Annotated in this window: 20 protein-coding genes; 10 read left to right on the plus strand and 10 right to left on the minus strand. The window is 56.8% G+C overall.

Features of this window, described 5'->3' with window-relative positions:
• Both argE and ACR0CE_RS17230 read right to left on the minus strand, forming a co-directional pair.
• Window positions 1-1,158: an acetylornithine deacetylase gene (argE, locus tag ACR0CE_RS17225; RefSeq protein WP_480488823.1), complete on the minus strand. Its 1,158-nt coding sequence runs from the start codon at window positions 1,156-1,158 to the stop codon at window positions 1-3.
• A gap of 3 nt (window positions 1,159-1,161) precedes the next feature.
• Complete coding sequence (locus ACR0CE_RS17230; RefSeq protein ID WP_480833303.1) at window positions 1,162-2,346, minus strand: M24 family metallopeptidase; 1,185 nt, start codon at window positions 2,344-2,346, stop codon at window positions 1,162-1,164.
• Between the two features lie 1,171 nt (window positions 2,347-3,517).
• On the opposite strand from ACR0CE_RS17230, the gene ACR0CE_RS17235 reads away from it, so the two are divergent.
• The 6 genes from ACR0CE_RS17235 (at window position 3,518) to ACR0CE_RS17260 (ending at window position 10,107) form a co-directional block, all read left to right on the plus strand.
• Complete coding sequence (locus ACR0CE_RS17235; RefSeq protein WP_480833304.1) at window positions 3,518-5,101, plus strand: ABC transporter substrate-binding protein; 1,584 nt, start codon at window positions 3,518-3,520, stop codon at window positions 5,099-5,101.
• 67 nt (window positions 5,102-5,168) lie between these two features.
• A complete protein-coding gene (locus ACR0CE_RS17240; RefSeq protein ID WP_480833305.1) occupies window positions 5,169-6,263 on the plus strand; it encodes a M24 family metallopeptidase in 1,095 nt (364 codons plus the stop codon).
• Window positions 6,263-7,270, plus strand: coding sequence for an ABC transporter permease subunit (locus ACR0CE_RS17245; RefSeq protein WP_480477613.1), 1,008 nt, complete (start codon window positions 6,263-6,265; stop codon window positions 7,268-7,270). Before ACR0CE_RS17240 ends, ACR0CE_RS17245 begins: the two co-directional genes overlap by 1 nt.
• Complete coding sequence (locus ACR0CE_RS17250; protein WP_480833306.1) at window positions 7,270-8,172, plus strand: ABC transporter permease subunit; 903 nt, start codon at window positions 7,270-7,272, stop codon at window positions 8,170-8,172. Before ACR0CE_RS17245 ends, ACR0CE_RS17250 begins: the two co-directional genes overlap by 1 nt.
• A gap of 4 nt (window positions 8,173-8,176) precedes the next feature.
• The gene (locus ACR0CE_RS17255) at window positions 8,177-9,154 is read left to right on the plus strand and encodes an ABC transporter ATP-binding protein (RefSeq protein WP_480833307.1); all 978 of its coding nucleotides are present in this window, start codon (window positions 8,177-8,179) and stop codon (window positions 9,152-9,154) included.
• Window positions 9,151-10,107, plus strand: coding sequence for a dipeptide ABC transporter ATP-binding protein (locus ACR0CE_RS17260; protein ID WP_480833308.1), 957 nt, complete (start codon window positions 9,151-9,153; stop codon window positions 10,105-10,107). The genes ACR0CE_RS17255 and ACR0CE_RS17260 overlap by 4 nt, the downstream gene beginning before the upstream one ends.
• 73 nt (window positions 10,108-10,180) lie before the next feature.
• Here the strand turns inward: ACR0CE_RS17260 and ACR0CE_RS17265 are convergent, their stop codons facing one another.
• Window positions 10,181-10,951, minus strand: coding sequence for a transporter substrate-binding domain-containing protein (locus ACR0CE_RS17265; protein ID WP_480833309.1), 771 nt, complete (start codon window positions 10,949-10,951; stop codon window positions 10,181-10,183).
• 121 nt (window positions 10,952-11,072) lie between these two features.
• Here ACR0CE_RS17265 and ACR0CE_RS17270 point away from each other — a divergent pair, with 121 nt between their 5' ends.
• Genes ACR0CE_RS17270 through ACR0CE_RS17280 form a run of 3 tightly spaced genes read left to right on the plus strand, consistent with a single transcriptional unit; the run spans window position 11,073 to window position 12,925 of the window.
• Window positions 11,073-11,813, plus strand: coding sequence for an amino acid ABC transporter ATP-binding protein (locus ACR0CE_RS17270; protein WP_480833310.1), 741 nt, complete (start codon window positions 11,073-11,075; stop codon window positions 11,811-11,813).
• Window positions 11,814-11,822: 9 nt separating this feature from the next.
• The gene (locus ACR0CE_RS17275) at window positions 11,823-12,578 is read left to right on the plus strand and encodes an amino acid ABC transporter permease (RefSeq protein WP_480833311.1); all 756 of its coding nucleotides are present in this window, start codon (window positions 11,823-11,825) and stop codon (window positions 12,576-12,578) included.
• Window positions 12,579-12,589: 11 nt separating this feature from the next.
• A complete protein-coding gene (locus ACR0CE_RS17280) occupies window positions 12,590-12,925 on the plus strand; it encodes a carboxymuconolactone decarboxylase family protein (protein ID WP_209599036.1) in 336 nt (111 codons plus the stop codon).
• 31 nt (window positions 12,926-12,956) lie between these two features.
• On the opposite strand, the gene ACR0CE_RS17285 is transcribed toward ACR0CE_RS17280, so the two are convergent.
• Complete coding sequence (locus ACR0CE_RS17285) at window positions 12,957-13,889, minus strand: hydrogen peroxide-inducible genes activator (RefSeq protein ID WP_480484653.1); 933 nt, start codon at window positions 13,887-13,889, stop codon at window positions 12,957-12,959.
• Between the two features lie 107 nt (window positions 13,890-13,996).
• Between ACR0CE_RS17285 and katG the strand changes: the two genes are divergently transcribed.
• Window positions 13,997-16,177 carry a catalase/peroxidase HPI gene (gene katG, locus ACR0CE_RS17290; RefSeq protein ID WP_480833312.1) on the plus strand — a complete coding sequence of 727 codons (2,181 nt, stop codon included), beginning with the start codon at window positions 13,997-13,999 and terminating at the stop codon, window positions 16,175-16,177.
• 69 nt (window positions 16,178-16,246) lie between these two features.
• On the opposite strand, the gene ACR0CE_RS17295 is transcribed toward katG, so the two are convergent.
• The 6 genes from ACR0CE_RS17295 to ACR0CE_RS17320 all read right to left on the minus strand — a co-directional run bounded on the left by ACR0CE_RS17295 (window position 16,247) and on the right by ACR0CE_RS17320 (window position 21,029).
• Window positions 16,247-17,089, minus strand: a complete 843-nt coding sequence (locus ACR0CE_RS17295) for a fumarylacetoacetate hydrolase family protein (protein ID WP_480833313.1) — start codon at window positions 17,087-17,089, stop codon at window positions 16,247-16,249.
• Window positions 17,090-17,107: 18 nt separating this feature from the next.
• Entirely contained in the window at window positions 17,108-17,863 is a 756-nt protein-coding gene (locus ACR0CE_RS17300; RefSeq protein WP_480484656.1) for an SDR family oxidoreductase, read from the minus strand.
• 134 nt (window positions 17,864-17,997) lie between these two features.
• On the minus strand, window positions 17,998-18,828 hold the full coding sequence (locus tag ACR0CE_RS17305; RefSeq protein ID WP_480833314.1) for an amidohydrolase family protein: 831 nt from the start codon (window positions 18,826-18,828) through the stop codon (window positions 17,998-18,000).
• Entirely contained in the window at window positions 18,825-19,253 is a 429-nt protein-coding gene (locus ACR0CE_RS17310) for an RbsD/FucU family protein (RefSeq protein WP_480484658.1), read from the minus strand. Before ACR0CE_RS17310 ends, ACR0CE_RS17305 begins: the two co-directional genes overlap by 4 nt.
• Window positions 19,243-20,295 (minus strand): aldo/keto reductase, encoded by a 1,053-nt coding sequence (locus tag ACR0CE_RS17315; RefSeq protein WP_480833315.1) that lies wholly within the window; start codon window positions 20,293-20,295, stop codon window positions 19,243-19,245. Before ACR0CE_RS17315 ends, ACR0CE_RS17310 begins: the two co-directional genes overlap by 11 nt.
• Entirely contained in the window at window positions 20,292-21,029 is a 738-nt protein-coding gene (locus ACR0CE_RS17320; protein ID WP_480833316.1) for a GntR family transcriptional regulator, read from the minus strand. The genes ACR0CE_RS17315 and ACR0CE_RS17320 overlap by 4 nt, the downstream gene beginning before the upstream one ends.
• Window positions 21,030-21,072 lie beyond the last annotated feature (43 nt).

Consider the following 21,072-nt stretch of genomic DNA (forward strand, 5'->3'; position numbering starts at 1 on the left):
CTATTCCAGCTTCGAAGATAATCGCCCAAGCATATCAAGGCATTGGGCCATCTGGTCGACCGAGACGTATTCATCAGGTTTATGCGCCTGATCGATTGATCCGGGGCCGCAGACAACGACGCTCATCCCCAACTGCTGGAATATCCCGGCCTCGGTGCCGAAAGGTACAACGTCGGCGCCATTTGCCCCTGTCAGTTCCATCACAAGGTCACGCGCCTCGTTCTCGTCCATTGGCTCCAGCCCGTCGACCTCACCGATTACTTCGGTCTTGATACCGGCACCGGGATGAACAGTCTGCATTGCCGGGATCAGGGTTTGCGCGCAAAACCGGTGCAGTTCGTCTTTGACGTAATCCGCATCCGCCTTTTGCACTGGTCGCATCTCCCAATCGACCCGCGCCTTACCGGGGATCACATTATGGGCCACCCCGCCCACCAACGTACCGGTATTGATTGTTGTCCATGGCGGGTCGAACGGGCTGTTTGCCGGTGCTCGCCCTTGCAAATCAGCCTTCAGCGCCAGCAGTTTCGACACGTATTGCACCGCGTATTCGACTGCGTTAACGCCGCGCTCGGGGGCCGAGCCATGGCCTTCGAACCCGGTAAAATGCGCTGTATATTCATAGCAACCCTTATGGCCTTCGATGATGCGCATCGAGGTGGGCTCGCCGATGATGACCACAGCGGGTTTGATCGCTTTCTCCCGCAGGGTCTTGGCCAAAGCCTGCGCGCCAAAACAGCCGATTTCTTCATCATAGGTAAAGGCAAAATGCACCGGGCGCTGAAGGTCCAGCTTTGCGTAATACGGGGCCATGACGACTGCCGCCGCTATAAACCCTTTCATATCGCAGGTTCCGCGCCCAAACCACTTGCCGTCCCGCTCCTCCATCACGAACGGGTCCGAGGACCAGTCCTGATCGGCGACAGGCACTACATCGGAATGGCCTGACAGAACGATACCACCGTCGCGCTTTGGGCCCAATGTGGCAAAAAGATTGGCTTTGGTGCCGGTTTCATCATGCCATATTTCAACCTCTGCACCGCAATCGCTCAACCGGTCCGCGAGGTGTTTGATCATGTCCAGGTTGCTGTCTGACGAAACCGTGGGGAAGCTGATCAGTTCGCCCAGCAGGGTCTTGGCGTCTTCGAGGGTGCTCAAGGCTTAGTCTTTCACAAAGAGCTTTCGCTCGATATTGCACAGGGCTTCGGCGGGGCCGTTTTCAGTGATAAGAATGGTTTCCGTGGTCTCAAGCCCCCAGCTGTCCATCCATAGCGCAGGCATGAAATGGAAAACCATGCCCGGTTGCAGAATGGTCTCGTCTTCGGCGCGGATCGACGCTGTCCGTTCGCCCCAATCTGGCGGATAGCTCAGGCCGATAGGGTATCCCATGCGCCCCTCCCGTTCGAGTCCGTGACGGGCAAGAACCTTAAGAAAAGCGGTTGCAATGTCGCTTGTCCGATTGCCAGCCCGTGCAGCCTCTAAACCCGCCGCTATCCCTTCGATCTGCGCGCGTTCCGCGTCCCGCATTTCTGGCGGCGGAGTGCCAAGAAATACCGTGCGGCAAAGCGGAGCGTGGTACCGCCGATAGCAGCCTGATAGTTCGAAAAATGTTGCCTCACCTTCTTTCATCGGCGCGCCGTTCCATGTCAGGTGCGCGGCAGTGGCATCCAGCCCTGAGGGTGTCAAAGGGACAATGGCCGGGTAATCCCCCCAATCATCCTCAACCCCGGTAATCCCGGCATGAAGGATATCTGCGACAAGGTCGTTCTTGCGCACGCCCACCGCGGCGCGATCAATGGCCGTTTGGATTACTTTTTCGGAAATCCGGGCCGCCTTTCTAATAAAGACAATTTCTTCTTCCGACTTGATCAGACGCTGCCAGTTCACAAGTGCCGTCGCATCCACCAGCGTCGCTTCGGGCAATTCCTTGCCCAAAACCTCGTGTGCCTTTGCGGAATAGTAATAGTTCTCCATCTCAACGCCGAAGCGGGCGGTGCTCAGCCCAAGCGCGCGAATGTGGCCAGCCAGATCCTGCATGGGATGGCGTATGGTTGATTGAACGTAGTGGTCTGCATAGCCGCGAATGTTGTCCCTGGACATCCAGCATGTGCGCAACCCACCCAATGCATCCATCTGGCGTCCCCACCAAATCGGCTCACCTTCCATGCCGAGCAATACGCCCTGATGCACGTAAAAGGACCAACCATCATAGCCAGTCAGCCAAGCCTGGTTCGAAGGGTCGGTGACAAACAGTAGCTCTAACCCCGCTTTTTCCATAGCGCTTCGGGTCTTGGCGATCCTGCGGTCATATTCCGCTTGGCTGAAGGGGGCGTGTTCAATCGGCATGGCATCCTCGGAGGCTGGATATGACACGTACTTGAGCGCAATCTTACCAATTTGTACACAAATGAACTTGTAAGCGATACCTGAACCGAAACCCCTATTAGAAGTTATTGGGTTATCTAACGAGGAGATCATGGTACGCGTACAGGGTATTCGCCCTCAGCATCGAAGGACGCAGTAGAATAGAGCGCTGGAAGCATGCGAAGTCCCTGTTCGGTGGTTAGTGCGCTTCCGAAACCGCGCCAAAAGTCATGAGCCACCGAGGGTCATGAGAAAGTTCTTCAGACCTCATCTGATCGCGGTTTTCGCGGGCCAATCGACTATTTGTGCGGTTTTATGCTGCGCCTGAGCGAGGATCGGCATTTCTCCGCTGGATATGATTGCAAGACGGCAACGGTGGCACCTGATCTCGCGCGCGGCATGGTGCAGAGGGTCGGTGTCTTGGGGCACAGTGAAGGCTCGCTGCCAAACCCCAGATGTCCAAGGACTCAATCAATGCTACACACTGCGCCCACCTGTCGAGAGGCGGCCCCTTGTTTCGATGCATGTCGATCCAGCGCGCTCGACACCAACGGCATTCTCAATTCAACGCGTGCCGCGTCCCCTGTGGTGAACGAGGCAGAGTGTCAAAGCCTGCGCAACTCGGCCGGTCAGAGGAAAGCGCGCAATCTTTGGGGAATGGTTGCGTGGGGTTTGTTGGTGATAGTCCAAATCGCTGCGTACGCCGCCATGTTCTATGGCGTGTTGGTTATGCATATCTCGCTGCTTCCCTACGTATTTCTGGTAGCACTGACAGTCTTATTCTGGCTGGGCTACGATTGCATTCGCGATATGCGCAAGGATGCTTCATCAGCTAACAGTCAAAGTTAGATATCCTTTCTTACCTGAATGACTTCGGGTCAATGACAGTCAATATCTGTGGCCAAACTGCCGGGCCCAGTGGAATGTAAGTGTTGCCCTTCGTGATTTCCTTGGGGCAGGGCGCATTCAGGTTCAAGACACACCCTGGCAACAGGCATCTTTCACGAAAGTCAGTGACAGAGCCGGTTGACAACAGGTTTTGTATTTTGGATACATTTGTCAGGGATATCGCAACGACCTGTATTGTCACTGAACGCTCTGACGACAAAGAGCCCTGCGATTGTCTTGCCAAGTCCATTTCTGGGAGAAAATCATGAAACTCAATCTTCTGGCCGCAACCACGGCAATAGCCCTGTCGGGTGCCGTGGCACAGGCAAATACCCTGGTGTATTGTTCCGAAGGTTCACCCGAGGGGTTTGACCCTGCACTGTTTACCGCAGGAACTACCTTTGATGCCTCGTCGCATCCTATTTACAACCGGTTGCTTGAATTCGAAACCGGTACAACCAATGTGATCCCCGGTCTGGCTGAAAGTGTCGAGGCCAGTGATGATGGCCTGGAATACACGTTCAAGCTGCGCCAGGGTGTCAAATTCCATTCGAATGACGAATTCACCCCGACCCGCGACTTCAACGCTGATGACGTAATCTTTTCCTTCATGCGCCAAAAGGATGAGAACCACCCCTATAACCAAGTGTCTGGCGGCACGTGGGAATACTTCCAGGGTATGGGGATGCCGGATCTGGTCTCTTCTATCGAAAAGATTGATGACTACACGGTGAAGTTCACCCTGTCCAAGCCAGAGGCACCCTTTGTTGCGAACATGGCGATGGATTTTGCATCGATCATGTCAGCCGAATATGGCGATGCTATGATGGCTGCCGGAACGCCTGAAAAACTGAATACTGCACCCATCGGGACCGGGCCTTTCTCGTTCGTGGCCTACCAGAAAGACGCGGTGATCCGCTATGCGGCCAATGGCGATTATTGGAAAGAACCGGCGCAGGTCAAAAACCTGATCTTTGCCATTACGCCGGACGCGTCTGTTCGTTACCAGAAGCTGAAAGCTGGCGAATGCCATGTGATGCCTTACCCGAACCCGGCTGACATTCAGGCGATGAAGGATGATGCAGACATCAACATGATGGAGCAGGAAGGGCTGAACGTCGGGTATCTGGCTTACAACACCACGATGGCGCCGTTCGACAACCCCAAGGTTCGCAAAGCGTTGAACATGGCGATCGACAAGCAGGCGATCATCGACGTGGTTTTCCAGGGCTCGGGCCAGGCTGCCAAGAACCCGATCCCGCCAACCATGTGGGGCTATAACGACGCTATTGTGGACGATGCCTATGATCCCGAAGCGGCCAAGGCCATGCTTGATGCCGAAGGTGTCTCGGACTTGTCGATGAAGATCTGGGCGATGCCTGTTCAGCGCCCCTATAACCCCAATGCCCGCCGCATGGCCGAGCTGATCCAGGCGGATTTTGCCAAGGTTGGTGTGGGCGTCGAAATCGTCTCGTACGAATGGGGCGAATACCTGTCACGCTCGAAAGAACTGAACCGCGATGGTGCTGTTTTGCTGGGCTGGACCGGTGATAACGGCGATCCGGACAACTTCCTGGCCGTTCTGCTGGGCTGTGACGGGGTCGAGGCATCGAACCGTGCGCAATGGTGCCACCAGCCGTTCGAGGATCTGATCCTGAAAGCCAAGCAAAGCACCGATCAGGCAGAGCGGACCAAGCTGTATGAAGAAGCGCAGGTCGTGTTCAAAGAGCAGGCCCCATGGGCAACCATTGCTCACTCGGTTGTATTCATGCCGATGAGCAACAAGGTGCAAGGTTACAAAGTGCACCCGCTGGGCGGCCACATCTTCTATGGTGTGAGCGTCGAGTAAGCCACCACTCACTCACCGGAGCTGCCTGTTTGGCGGCTCCGGCTTTTTATTGAGGAGGTCGGCCTGAATGCCGGATCTGTTCGAATATCGTCAACTGGCACGGGACATGTCGGTCGACGCTGTAGCTCTTGTACCTGGCCCGAATTTCACACGCGCTTTGGGAAAATCTTTCATGAGCCACGAACGGCCCTTCGTGGTCGTTGTCCCGGCTGAGGGACAGGCCGCGGCGATTGTGCCCAATCTGGAACTGGCCTCATGGGATCTTGTCGGGTTCGAGGGCGCTGTTTTCGATTGGCGCGATCAGACCGGTTATGACGATGCGTTTACCGCATTGGCCGCGCATATGCCGATCTGCTCGCTGGCGGTGGAAGGTCAGGTGATGCGGGTTTTTGTCTCTGCCGCGTTTACCCGTGCTTTGCCGGATTTGAGGATCGTCGACGGTGAACGCGAAATCTCGGGCCTGCGCAGCATCAAGACCGATGAAGACATTGCTGCGTTGCAGGCGGCCATCGATATCTCGGAACGCGCGTTGGAGCGTGTGATTGCAGATGTGCGTGTCGGCCAGACCGAAAAACAGGTCGAACAGGCCTTGATACAGGCGCTTTTTGTAGAAGGGGCCGAGTCTCTGGCGTTTTCGCCCATCGTGGCGGCTGGCGACAATTCGGCACGGCCGCATGGGAAAGCGCGCAACGACTACCAGATCAGGGCAGGCGACGCGTTACTGTTCGATTTCGGTGCCCGCATAGATGGTTTCGCCGCCGACATTACGCGAACCTTCTTTGTTCAGGACGTGTCGGACGAGGGCAGGGAAGTCTACGACACCGTTCTGCGCGCCAACAAAGCCGGGTTCGAAGCCTGCCGCCCGGGTGTAACGGCCCATGACATCGACGATGCGGTCATAAGCGTGCTCGAGGCCTCGCCATTTGCGGATCGTATTCGCACCAAAACGGGTCACGGGTTGGGTCGGGATGTGCATGAGGCACCTTATATCATGCGTGGGAATCATCAGAAAATCCTGCCGGGTATGGTCTGGACGAATGAACCAGGTCTGTATGCGCTCGAAAGTTTTGGCGTTCGCATCGAAGATGATGTGCTTGTCACTGAGGATGGCTGCCGGTCGCTGACCCATTTCCCCAAAGAGCTTACAATCATAGGTCGCTGATGTTTGGTTACTTACTCACCCGCATTGGCCTGTTCGTCCCGACCTTTCTGGGCGTGACGTTGATTTCATTCATGTTTATCCGGGTGCTGCCGGGTGATCCGATCATCGTCATGGCCGGCGAGCGCGGCATGACTGAAGAACGCTACCAGGAAATGGTGGAAAAGCTGGGTTTCGACAAACCGGTGTTGCAGCAATACTGGGAATACCTTGCCGGAGTTTTGCAGGGCGATCTCGGCGAAAGCTTTGTCACAAAAAAACCGGTCTGGGAGGAGTTCTTTTCGCTGTTCCCCGCGACAATGGAACTTTCGCTCTGCGCCATGATCTTCGCCATCGCATTGGGTCTGCCTGCCGGTGTGATTGCGGCGGTGAACCGGGGGAAGTTTTTTGACAGGGCACTGATGTCTTCGGCATTGGTCGGGTATTCGATGCCCATCTTCTGGTGGGCGCTGCTGCTGATCATCGTGTTTTCGGGCAATCTTGGCTGGACACCGGTGTCCGGTCGGATCGACCTGCTTTATTACTTCCCAAGTGTCACTGGCTTTATGCTGATCGACAGTCTTTTGTCCGGGCAGGAAGGCGCATTCGGGTCGGCCGTTCGTCATCTGATCCTTCCGACGATTGTGCTGGGTACTATTCCGCTGGCAGTGATCGCGCGTCAGACCCGGTCGGCGATGCTGGAGGTTCTGGGCGAGGATTACATCCGCACTGCACGTGCAAAAGGGTTGTCGCCGACCCGGGTAAACGGGCTGCATGCGCTACGTAACGCGCTGATACCGGTTGTCACGGTGATCGGGTTGTCGGTTGGTACGTTGCTGGCGGGGGCAATTCTTACTGAAACCATCTTCAGCTGGCCGGGCATCGGCAAGTGGATGGTCGATAGTATTTTCCGCAGGGATTACCCGGTGGTGCAAGGGGGTTTGCTGATGATCGCGGTGATCGTGATGCTGGTGAACCTGCTGGTCGATGTTTTGTACGGCATCATCAACCCCAAAATCCGGAGACGATGATGACCGAGCTTTCGTCGACCCAGCCAATAGCCGAAAACCGTCCCAGCGCACTGCGCGAGTTCTGGTATTACTTCAGCGAAAACCGCGGTGCCGTGATCGGGTTGTGGGTCTTTGCAGGATTTGTGTTCTGTGCGGCCTTTGCCCCTTTGCTGGCCCCCTATGATCCGACCGAACAGTTCCGCGACCATATCCTGCAACCCCCTGCCTGGCAGGAAGGTGGAAGTTGGGCCTTCCCCTTGGGTACCGATCCTTTGGGCAGGGATATGCTGTCGCGGCTGATCATGGGGTCACGCTATTCCTTCTTTGTGGGGATCGTTGTGGTCTGTGTTGCCGTGACGGGCGGCGTAATGGTCGGCCTTGTGTCGGGTTTTGCGCCCAAATGGGTTGATACATTGATCATGCGGGTGATGGACATCGTCCTGGCTTTCCCGTCTCTGCTGCTTGCCCTTGTTCTGGTCGCTATTCTGGGCCCATCACTGACCAACGCGATGATCGCCATCGCCATCGTGTTTCAGCCGCATTACGTGCGCCTGACCCGCGCGTCGGTTCTGGCGGAACGGCAGAAAGACTATGTGACCTCGGCCCGTGTGGCCGGTGCGGGCAAGTCGCGGCTGATGTTCATCACGGTATTGCCCAATTGCCTGGCTCCGATCATCGTGCAGGCGGCCCTGTCTTTTTCGACTGCTATTCTGGACGCGGCGGCCCTTGGGTTTCTGGGCATGGGCGCGCAGCCTCCCACGCCGGAATGGGGCACCATGCTGGCTGAAGCGCGCGAGTTCATCCTGCGCGCATGGTGGGTTGTCACCTTCCCCGGTCTCGCAATCCTGGTCACCGTACTTGCCATCAACCTGATGGGTGACGGGTTGCGCGATGCGCTGGACCCGAAACTGAAGCGGAGCTGATCGCATGAGCCTTTTGCAGATCCGTAATCTGACTGTCGAGTTCGCCACATCTTCGGGCAGTTTTCGCGCCGTGGACGGTGTCGATCTGTCGGTCGACAAAGGCGAGTTGCTGGCCATCGTTGGCGAAAGCGGTTCGGGCAAGTCCGTGTCGATGCTGGCACTGATGGGCCTGCTGCCCTGGACCGCCACGATCACCGCCGATGAGATGAGCTTTGAGGGCCGTGACCTGTCCGGTATCTCGGCCCGCGAACGGCGCAAGATCATTGGCAAGGACATGGCGATGATCTTTCAGGAACCGATGTCCTCGTTGAACCCCTGTTTTACTGTCGGGTTCCAGATCAAAGAGGCGCTGCGCATCCACCTTGGCCTGAACCGAAAGGAACGTCATGAGCGTGCGGTCGAATTGTTCGATCAGGTTGGCATTCCCGCGCCTGAAAGCCGCCTAAATACCTTTCCGCATCAAATGTCGGGGGGCATGAACCAACGGGTTGTGATCGCGATGGCCATTGCCTGCAAGCCCAAGCTGCTGATCGCGGATGAACCGACCACTGCGCTGGACGTGACCATTCAGGCGCAGATTCTGGATCTGTTGATCCAGTTGCGTGATGAGCATGACATGGGCCTTGTTCTGATCACCCATGACATGGGCGTCGTTGCGGAAACCGCCGAGCGGGTTCAGGTGCAATATGCCGGGCAAAAGGTTGAAGAACAGCCTGTCAGGGATTTGTTCCGAACCCCCCGCCATCCCTATACCACGGCCCTGCTAAGTGCTTTGCCGGAGCGGGCGACGTCCAAGATTCTGCCGACGATTTCAGGTGTTGTCCCGGGGCAATTCGACCGTCCAAAAGGATGCCTTTTCAGCCCACGGTGCCGCTTTGCCGATGCGACCTGCGCCCAAACCCCGCCGACCCCTCATGCCGAGGCATTTGGCAAGGCGCGCTGTCACCATGTTGAAAAGATTGCCGCCGGAGAGCTGGTATGACCACACCTATCGTTCAGGCCAAAGACCTGGCCCGGTTTTATACGGTCAAAGGTGGGGTGCTGTCCAAACCCGCAACCGTAAAGGCACTGTCGGGGGTGGATTTCGACCTGCTGCCAGGAAAAACACTGGCCATTGTCGGAGAGTCAGGCTGTGGCAAGTCTACGCTGGCCAGACTGATCACAATGATCGAAGAACCAACCTCGGGCAGCCTGACGATCAACGGGGTCGATATTACCCCTTCGCAATGGAGCAAGATGAGAGAGACGGTACAGATCGTCTTTCAAGACCCCTATAGCTCGTTGAATCCGCGTCAGCGCATCGGCCAGATCCTGCAAGAACCGTTGATCATCAACCGGCCACAGATGACGGCCGCCGACCGTGAAATGCAGGCACGCAAGATGATCGAGATGGTAGGCCTGCGCCCGGAACATTATGACCGCTATCCGCATATGTTCTCGGGTGGGCAGCGCCAGCGGATCGCCATTGCGCGGGCGCTTATGCTGGACCCCAAGGTGCTGGTTCTGGATGAACCTGTCTCGGCACTGGATGTGTCGATTCAATCGCAGATCCTGAACTTGCTGGTCGATCTTCAGGAACGGCTGAACTTGGCCTACCTGTTCATTTCACATGACTTGTCGGTTGTCCGGCATTTCGCTGACGACGTGATTGTCATGTATCTGGGGCGCGCGGTTGAAAAAGGCCCGAAAGAGCAGCTGTTCGCGGCACCCCGACATCCGTACTCCAAGGCGTTGCTCTCCACGACGCCCCGTGCCGACCCGGATGCCCGGAAAGAGCGGATCAAGCTGGAAGGCGAATTGCCGTCACCGATGAATATCCCGAAAGGGTGCGCTTTTGCGCAACGATGCTGGCTTGCGACCGATCAGTGCAGGCAAACATTGCCTGAACTGGATGATGAAACCCATCAGGTCGCGTGTCTGCATCCTCTTTTCTGAAGAACCAGATGGCAGACGAAAACGCCCGGGCCATAGGACCGGGCGTCAGGAAGTCCGCACGTCCTTGAAGGCGTCAGAGCCCCCATTTCTCGCGGTTTGCTTCAAAGAAGCCTTCCGCTTTTTTCACTTCGATCCAGTTGTTCACATAGTTGATCCAGATCTGATCGCCTTGTGGCAGGATCATCGCAATCGGCGAAGGTGATCGGGGGCCGGCGTTTTTCACGCGGATAACAGGAAACTTCTCCTCTAGGGTCGAGCCCTCGATGTTCGACGTTATGAATACATCAGCACGACCGGCGATTACTTCCTGATACCCGCGGGCCGGGGCCTCAACCACCTTGATCTCGGCGTTCGGGAACCACTCGCGGACCCGTTTTTCGAATGTGGTGCCCAAAGTCGTCGCGACTTTCACACCGGTCTGGTTGATCGAGTCATACCCGTCGAATTTGTCAGCCTTGTCCTTGGTGGTGTAGGGAAAAAGTTCGACCGAAATATAGCTGTCCGAAAAACCCGCAACTTTCATGCGCGGTGGCGAAATCGATGCCGACCCGGTCAGGTGGTACTTGCCCGCGACCACACCATTCACCAGTGTTTTCCAGTCGGTGGGGACAAATTCGACCTCAACTCCAAGATCGGCGGCCAATGCATTCATGATGTCGATGTCGTATCCTTTGTAGCCGTTGGTCGCCGGGTCGCGCAGTGTCATCGGGTTCCAGTCACCTGTGGTACCAACCTTGAGAACGCCGGAATCCAGCACCTCGTTCAGCGCAGATTGCGCCTGTGCGGAACCGGACAATACAAGCCCCAACACGGCAACCGCCGCGGCTTTCCAAAAAACGCTCATAGGTATCTCCCGTTGGTGGCGTTACGACCTTGTGATTGCAATCCTCATTGATTTCAGTCCAAAGGGAAAGATAACCTCAAGAAAATATTACTATGGGGCAAAAACGGGGGCAGTTCAGCTTATGGCAGGCGCCGCAATCGAGCTTGTGGGCGTGAATAAGTGGTATGACACATTTCACGTTCTCAAGGACATCAACCTGACGGTCAGCAGCGGCGAAAAGGTGGTGATTTGCGGGCCTTCGGGGTCAGGCAAATCCACGGTCGTTCGATGTATCAACCGGTTGGAAAAACACCAGAAAGGTATCATTCGGATAGATGGGGTTGAGCTGTCGGATGACGCCAAGTCTACGGCAACCATACGGTCCGATGTCGGAATGGTGTTCCAGCAATTCAATCTGTTTCCGCATTTGACCGTTTTGGAAAACCTGACTTTGGGTCCGATCAAAGCGCGCGGCCTGAGCCGGAAGGACGCGGAGGAAAAAGCGCGCCATTATCTGGATCGGGTACATATCCCCGATCAGGCGGACAAAAAGCCCATGCAGTTGTCTGGTGGCCAGCAGCAACGCGTAGCGATTGCACGATCCTTGTGCATGGAACCGCGCGCGCTGTTGTTCGATGAACCCACGTCGGCTCTGGACCCCGAGATGATCTCGGAAGTGTTGGAAGTTATGGTTGAACTGGCAAATGAGGGCATGACCATGGTGGTTGTGACCCACGAAATGGGATTTGCCCGCAAAGTTGCCGACAAGATGGTCTTCATGGATGCCGGTGAGATTGTCGAAGAAGGCAAGCCGGAGCATTTCTTTACCAACCCTCAGTCAGACCGCTGTCGCAAATTCCTGTCTCAGATTCTGCAGCACTGAGAGGGGCAGATGAAAAAACTTCTACTAGTCGTACCTTTGCTGCTGGCAGGCTGTTCTTCATCCCAGACCTGGGGCTGGTATGTGATCGACCCGACTACAGCATCGGGGTGGATCAATGTGAAATTCCTGATCTCGGGGATGGGTTCAACGATTCAGATTTCACTGATCGCCGCCGTGCTGTCGATCGTCATCGGATTGCTGGTGGCCCTGCCGGGATTGTCCGAAAAACGTGGCTGGCGGCTGGTCAACCGTGTTTACGTTGAATTCATTCGGGCCATTCCCTTGCTGCCGATGCTGTTTTGGGTCTTTTACGGCTTGCCCATCGTGTTCAAGTCGATGGGCATGAACGTACCAATTGACCCGTTCTGGGGTGCAATCATCACCCTGGCGATTTCCGACAGCGCCTTCACTGCGGAAATTTACCGCGCAGGCATTCAATCCATTGCGCGCGGTCAAAGCGAAGCGGCGCAGACCATCGGGCTGAACTATGTGCAGACCATGCGCTACGTGATCCTGCCGCAGGCAATCCGGCGCATTCTGCCGCCCTTGGCAAACCAGTTCATCTACATCGTCAAGATGAGTGCATTCGCCAGCGTCATCGGGATGCAGGAACTGACCCGCCGCGCGAATGAGCTGGTGGTTACCGAATACCGCCCGTTGGAAATCTATACCCTGTTGATCTTTGAATACCTGATCCTGGTTCTGATCATCAGTACGGGTGTGCGCTGGCTGGAGCGTCGCATGGGCGCGGACGAGCGCGGATAAGGAGAATGGATATGGACTGGAAAGCTTTCATGGCCGAGACCGAGGCCAATATCGGAACTTTTTCAAAGGAAGTGCCCGAAACCGTGCGCGGCTTTGGCATCATGGGCAAGGCCGCCAAGACCAATGGCGCACTAAGTGAGAAAACCAAGGAATTCATGGCCCTTGGCATCGCCATTGCGACCCGCTGCGACAGTTGCATAGGGTTTCACGTGCGTTCCCTTGTCCGGCTGGGTGCAACCCGAGACGAGATGTGCGAGGCCTTGGCGATGGCGACCTATATGGGCGGCGGGCCGTCTTATGCTTACAGCGCCAAAGCGCTGAAGGCTTATGATGTGTTTTCCGGGTAATTGCCGCGCATAGCATTAATGCGGGTTATGATCAGGCGTTTGGTTCCGGTTTCATTTGCCCCATGCCTCCCGCGTTTTCTTCTGCGGTTTTGCGAATAATTGCACCGATTTTCAGAAGGTTTTCGCCCAGCGGGTTGGTCTTTCGCCAGATCAGGCCGATGGTTCGGGTTGGTGGGGTGTCCTGAAAGCGGGCGATGGACACGTCGGCAGACCGGGTTTCCAGCCCCACGGCCATTTCCGGTATCAGCGTCACACCGATGCCCGCCCCGACCATCTGTACCAGTGTGGACAGAGAACTGCCCTCCATAATGTGCTGCGGTTCGATATTGCGGATCGAACAGAAGGAAAGCGCCTGATCTCTGAAACAATGCCCTTCTTCCAGCAACAACAGCCGCATCGTTCTGAGCTGTGACGAACTTGGCATTGGCAACCCGGCGTCCCGCGCCGGGCGAACCAGCAGAAAGTCTTCGTTAAACAACGAAAATTCCCGAAGGCTGGGCTCCGATACTGGCAAAGCGACAACGGCAAAATCCAGTCTTGAGTCCAAAATTTCGCCGATCAGGGTTTGGGTGATGGTCTCTTTGGGCTCGATCGTCAGCTGTGGGAATCGTTGCGACAGTGCCTTGATGATTGATGGCAGCAAGTAAGGCGCGACCGTGGGGATGACCCCGATTCTGATGCGACCCGACAAGGGACCAGCGGAAGATTGCACAAGATTCCCCAAATCTTCGACCCGCGTCAGGATTTCGCGGCCATGTTTTAGGACATCTTCGCCAAGCGCGGTCAGGCGCGTCTCGCGCGCTGCGCGTTCGACCAAGGGGCCACCCATGATGGCCTCCAGCTCTTTGATTTGTATGGAAAGCGCGGGTTGCGAAATCGCGCTGGCCGCCGCGGCTTTGCCAAAATGGCGGTAGGTGGCAAGCGCTTCAAAGTAGCGCAGGTGTTTAAGCGTGAGTGACTTCATAGAAAAAACTAATCACAATGATAGTAATTACAAATTTCCAATTATCGAAACTGTGGGATACGAGTCAAGACATCTGAACCCCTCAGTAAATACTCAGGAGATTTACAATGGACGGCAATCCCCACAATCATCAATCCGGCGGCTGCCCAGTCTTGCATGGCGGGAACACGGGCACAGGCAACTCTGTCACCAAATGGTGGCCGGATGCGCTGAACCTGGACATTCTGAGCCAGCACGACACCCGCACCAACCCGATGGACGCGGATTACAACCACCGCGAAGCGGTCAAAGGGCTGGATTTCAATGCTGTTCGTGCTGACGTCGAAGCGTTGCTGACCGACAGTCAGGACTGGTGGCCAGCCGATTGGGGCCACTATGGCGGCCTGATGATCCGACTGGCGTGGCACTCTGCCGGGTCGTACCGCCTGGGGGATGGTCGCGGCGGCGCAGGTTCGGGCAACATCCGTTTTGCACCGCTGAACTCGTGGCCGGACAATGCCAGCCTTGATAAAGCGCGCCGTCTGCTCTGGCCGGTGAAAAAGAAATACGGCAACGCGCTGTCCTGGGCAGACCTGATTGTTTTGTCGGGAACGGTTGCCTACGAATCCATGGGTCTGAAGACCTTTGGCTTTGGCTTTGGCCGCGAAGATATCTGGGGCCCGGAAAAAGACGTCTATTGGGGGTCGGAAAACCAGTGGCTGGCCCCGTCCGAGAACCGCTATGGCGATCTGGAAACTCCCGGAACGCTGGAAAACCCGCTGGGTGCGGTGCATATGGGCCTGATCTATGTGAACCCAGAAGGTGTGAACGGCAACCCGGATCCAGCAAGAACTGCGCTGCACATCCGTGAAACCTTTGCCCGCATGGCGATGAATGACGAAGAGACCGCCGCTCTGACCTGTGGTGGTCACACGGTCGGCAAAGCGCATGGCGCGATGGCGGGCGATCATATCGGCGCCGAACCCGAAGCCTGCCCGGTCTCCGCTCAGGGTCTGGGATGGGACAACCCCGATCAAAACGGCAAGGCAACCAACGCGTTCACTTCTGGTATCGAGGGTGCGTGGACGAAAAACCCGACCAAATTCGACATGGGCTTTTTCGATTACCTGTTCGGCTATGAGTGGGAATTGGGTAAATCGCCCGCGGGTGCACAACAGTGGCAGCCTATCGACATGCCGGAAGATGAAAAGCCGGTCGACCCGACCGACCCTTCGGTTCGGCGTATGCCGGTCATGACCGATGCGGACATGGCAATGAAGATCGATCCGATTTACAATGCGATCTGTCAGAAGTTCATGGCTGACCCGGATTACTTTGCTGACACTTTTGCCCGCGCGTGGTTCAAGCTGACCCACCGCGATATGGGGCCACGTGTCAACTACTATGGCCCTGACGTCCCGTCAGAAGAGCTGATCTGGCAGGACCCGATTCCTGCCGGTTCGACCGGGTATGATGTCGATGCCGTCAAAGCAAAGATCGCCGACAGTGGTCTAACCGCGGTCGAGATGATCACCACCGCGTGGGACAGTGCCCGTACCTTCCGTGGCTCGGACAAACGCGGCGGAGCAAATGGTGCGCGTATCCGTCTGGCACCGCAGAAAGACTGGGCAGGGAACGAGCCCGAGCGTCTGGCAAAAGTGCTGGGCGTGCTGGAGCCGATTGCTGCGGAAACCGGAGCCTCGATCGCCGACGTGATCGTTCTGGCGGGTAACGTCGGTCTGGAACAGTCGATCAAAGCCGCAGGTTTTGACATGACGGTTCCGTTCTCGGCTGGTCGCGGCGACGCAACAGATGAGCAGACCGATGCGGACAGCTTCTCGGTGCTGGAGCCGCTGGCGGACGGGTTCAGAAACTGGCAGCTGAAGGAATACGCGGTATCACCCGAGGCGATGATGTTGGACCGCGCGCAACTGCTGGGTCTGACCGCAGCCGAAATGACGGTTCTGGTGGGTGGCCTGCGTGTGCTGGGCGCCAATCACGGCGGCTCGGCGCATGGGGTCTTCACGGATCGCGCGGGTCAGTTGACCACCGACTTCTTCGTCAACCTGACGGATATGTCGCTCAGCTGGCACCCGGTTGACGGCGGCACATATGAGCTGCGTGACCGTGCCTCGGGTGAGGTCAGGTTCACCGCAACCAGCGCGGATCTGGTCTTCGGCTCGAACTCGATCCTGCGTGGCTACGCCGAGGTCTATGCCCAGGACGATAATGCCCAGAAGTTCGTGCGCGACTTCGTGGCGGCCTGGACCAAGATTATGAACAACGACCGGTTCGATCTGGTAGCCTAAGTCAAAAATCGTCAGGCGAGGGAAACCTCGCCTGATATTGTGTTCGGGCAGACATCTGATAGTGCCCGATTATCCCGCGATCACATTCTGTTTTTGAACACCCAGGCCTTCGATGCCCAATTCCATCGTGTCGCCGGGTTTCAGATAGACTTGCGGGTTTTGCCCCATGCCCACACCTGGCGGAGTTCCGGTCGAGATCACATCACCCGGTTGCAGGGACATGAATTGCGACAGGTGTGAGATCACAGTTGCCACCCTGAAATGCATCGTCCGGGTCGAGCCGTCCTGATAACGGTGGCCGTTGACCTCAAGATACATCGGCAGATTCTGAGGGTCTGCAACCTCGTCCCGCGTTACCAGCCATGGACCGATGGGGCCGAATGTGTCTGCCGATTTGCCCTTGACCCACTGCCCCGAGCGGTGAAGCTGAAAATCACGTTCCGACAGGTCATTGACCACACAATAGCCCGCGACGTGATCCATCGCTTCGGCCTCGGAGATGTATTTCGCTTCCTTGCCGATCACCACGCCCAATTCGACCTCCCAGTCGGTCTTGACGGACCCGCGCGGGATTTCCACCGTATCGTTTGGCCCGATAATGGCCGATGTCGCCTTGAAAAAGATCACAGGTTCCTGCGGCAACTCCATACCGCTTTCTGCCGCGTGGTCGGCATAGTTCAGGCCGATGCAAATGAACTTGCCCACTTGGCCGACACACGCCCCTAAACGGGTGTTGCCTTCAACCATCGGCAAATCCTGTGGATCCAGCGCGCGCAGCCGCGCCAAACCTTCGTCGCTGAGTACATCGCCCGAAATATCGTCGATGACGCCTGACAGGTCGCGAATTGTGCCATCGTCGTGCAGCAACCCGGGCTTTTCTGCACCCAAGGCGCCAAACCGCAGTAGTTTCATATTGTGATCCCTTTCAGATTAAATCGCCCATCCGCCATCAATGGCAAAGGGCTGACCTGTGGTAAATGCGCTGCTGTCACTCGCAAGGTAGAGCGCCAGTTCGGCAATCTCGTCGGCAGTCCCAATGCGCCCCATCGGCTGGCGGGCGATGAAATCCGTCATCGCCTTTTCGTAGTCGCCCGTCGCCCGCAAACGCTCGTGCAGGCTGGGGCTGTCAACGGTGCCGGGGCAGATAGCATTGCACCGGATGCCCTGCGTGACGAAATCGGCGGCGATCGACTTGGTCAGGCCAATTACGGCAGCCTTTGATGCGCAATATACAAACCGGTTTGGAACGCCCTTCATCGACGATGCGACCGAGGACATATTGATGATCGACCCCCCGCCGTTTTTCAACATCGCGGGCAGGGTCAGACGGATCAGGCGATACATAGCCTTCACATTAAGATCGAAACTGAAATCCCAGTCGTCCTCTTCGCACTCAAGAATGGTGCCGTTTGCCACGTAACCCGCGCAATTGAACAGGATATCCAACGGTGGCAATTCAGCCACGGCACGTTTTACGGCATGCGCGTCTGTCACGTCGAGATGGATTGGAGAGATCCTGTCGATCTCCGAAAGCCCGGCCAAAGTGGTTTCGTTGATGTCGCTTGCAAAGACATGCGCGCCTTCGGCTGCGAACAGTTCGGCCGTGGCACGTCCGATGCCCTGCCCAGCGGCGCTGATGAATGCGGTTTTGCCTTTTAGTCGGTCAGAAGGCTGATGCGATGTCATTCTGGTCCTCATGATTTTCCCGAAGCCGGGTGGTGTGTTGGGGATAACTGCCTTGTTGTTCGCGCCTCAGGGAAAAGATTGGGCAGGTTCAGCGGGCGCAAAGCAGTGCGTGTTTGGGGTTCGGTGCGGCACCGTCAAATCCTGATGTGATAAGCCTTTGCCGCATTCCCTCCGAGGATGGCCGCACGGTCATTGGAGGAAAGTGCGCTTAGCAGTTCGTCGGTTGCATCTATCCATCGTTCATAGCTGCTGGCCAATGTGCAGACCGGCCAGTCGCTGCCCCAGATCAACCGCGATGGTCCGAACGTGTTCAGTAGGTGATCCACATAGGGGTACAGGTCCCGAACCGTCCAGTCAGGTGCAGCTTCGGTGACAAGACCGGACAGTTTGCAGAACGCGTTGGTGTCCCGCGCGATGGTGGCCATGTCTTCGGCCCACCCGTCAAATGCACCGTCCCGGATCAGAGGTTTCGAGCCATGGTCAATCACAACCCGCATGTCCGGGTGCTGTGTCAGAAGGCGACGCAACGGCCCCAGGTGCCGGGGCAGGGTGAGGGCATCGAAAGTCAGATCTTTAGATTGGATGGCCTCAAAGGCAGGTCTCAGGGCTGCGCCGAGCATCCAGTTCGGATCAGCGATATCCTGAATCATTGGCCGCAGACCAACCAAAGCGGGATGAGTGGCTAGTCTGATGATTTGTGCACGCGCATCAGGGGCGTCGAAACCGACCCAGCCAACCACACCTTTGATAAAGGGTGTCTTGTCCGCCAGTGACAACAGGTACTTCGTTTCGGCGACGGTCGACGCTGCCTGAACCAGAATTGTCCCGTCGATGCCCTGTGCTTGCAACAATGGCGCAAGATCACCTGGCCCGAAGTCCCGGTAAATCTGGCCCAAATCCGGTGTCAGCCACCCATAGTCACCACGTGCCAGCGCCCAAAAATGCTGATGGGCGTCGATCTTCATGCAATCACGCCTTTCTTCAGGATGATGTTGCCGTACAGCCTGCGCTCGCCGGTCTGAATGATGGCAAATGCGGATGCCGCGCGTTGGTAGAAGTCGAACCGGTCCAGACCCTGAATTTGCGCGGGGTTGTCAGCCTGCGCGTCGATGATCTTTTGGAAATCTGCGACGGCCTCGGGCACGGCTTCGGGATCACCGACAACCTGCATGGTCAGCGCGGGGTCGGGCACGAATGTATCCAGCGGCATGACAGACAACACCGCGCCAAGCAGGTCGCTTGCCGTTGAACCATCCGCACGGATACAGTCAGGCCCAAGGCTGGAGCCCGGGAAATTGGCATCTGCAATAACGATGTCATCGCCATGGCCCATGGCACGCAGGGCATACAGCAACTCAGGTGACAACAGCGGGTCGAGGTTACGCAACATTGACAGATTCCTTGGGCAAGGGGGCATCTGGCCGGATCAGGCCTTCGGTCCGCAGGTCTGACCAAAGCTGGGCGGGGATGGTCCGTTCCATTAGGGCGACATTGGCTTGAACCTCAGCCGCGTTAACAGCGCCCGGAACAACCGTTTTCACGGCGGGATGTCCCAGAACAAATTGCAGCGCGGCTGCGATCAACGGTGTGTCATGGGCCGCACAGACGGCTTCGATCCTGCGCACCCGTTCAAGAATATCCTCAGGCGCATCGGAATAGTTATACTTGGCCCCTGGCACCGCTCCGGTAGCGAGGATGCCCGAGTTATACGGCCCGCCCAGAATGATGCCCACATTGCGTTTCTCGCAAAGTGGCAGAAAACTGTCCAAAGCTTCCTGCTCCAAAAGCGTATACCGACCTGCCAGCAGGAACCCGTCGAAATCGCCAAGACCCAGCAGTTTTTCGCAAACCTGCCATTCATTCACGCCGGCGCCAATCGCAGCGATCTCACCTGCATCGCGCAGTTCAACCAGCGCCTTGTACCCGCCGCCATCGAACAACTCGCGTACTTTGGCGTCTGACATTTCCTGACTGCCCTGACTGAAAGCGCAGACGTCATGCACCAGAAGAATGTCCGCATTGGCAACACCTGTCCGGTCCCGGCTTGCCTCATATGACCGCATGACGCCGTCATAGGTATAGTCGAACACAATGCGTTTCTGCGGAACGTCCACAAACGCTTCGGGTGTCACCTCATGTGGTTCGCAATCCAACAGCAGACGACCGATTTTGGTTGATAGCTGAATGTTCTCACGCCCAAACCGCCTGATCGCTTCGCCAAAGCGATACTCGGACCGCCCCAACCCGTATTGCGGCGCGGTGTCGAAGAACCGGATGCCTGCGTCAAAAGCGGATTGCAACGCAGCCTGCGCATCAGCATCCGAGACCTTGCGATAAAGATTGCCCAATGGCGCGCCGCCAAACCCCATGCGGGTCAGCGGTACAGGCCGGGACGTCCTGTTGTTCAGAAGGGCGGTTTGCGAAACGGTCATCCTGCCTCTCGGGTGTTTTGGGGGGGTAAATTGAACAGCTGCGGTCTTTCCTGTTGCAGCTGTTCTATCCGAGGCATCAGTTGCCCAAGGTGATGGCGCATGGCGTCTTGTGCTGCACGTTCATCATGGGCGCAGATGGCATCGAATATCGCCCGGTGTTCGGCCAGTGTTTCCGCGATGCGGCCGGGTGTCGGCAACAGCAACATACGCGCGCGGCTGACCTGTAGCGACACCGTCTGCGCCACATCCGGCAAGCGAAGCATCCCGGTGAACGCCATCAACAGGGCGTGGAATTCTTCATCCGCGTGATAGAACCCGGCAATGTCGTCATCTTCGATCAACAGCTCTTGCAGGCGCACGTTGCGGCTCAGCTTTTTGCGCTGATCATCGGTCAGGTCACGCGCAACCTTGGCCACAGTTGCCAGCTCCAGGGCCTCTCGCAGAAAGGCTCCTTCGCGAATTTCGTCCATCGAGAAATAGGACACGCGTGTACCGGATTGCGGCACCACATCCACCAGCCCTTCGGCGGCAAGCCTGGTTATGGCGTCCGCGACAGGTGCGCGGGACACACCCAACTGCGCGCAGATCGGCGCCTTCCGAAGGTTAGCGCCGGGGGGGAAATCCAATGCCAGGATCGCCTGTTTGATGGATTGGTAAACGCGCTGCGCGAGCGACCCCTCAAATGTTGAAATGTCGGGCAGGCGGGTGGCGTCAATGTCGTATGGGTGGTTCATAAATCTGAACTATCATACTAACATGTTAGTTGACAAGTGTGAA

Source organism: Ruegeria sp. L11 (genome assembly GCF_056531755.1).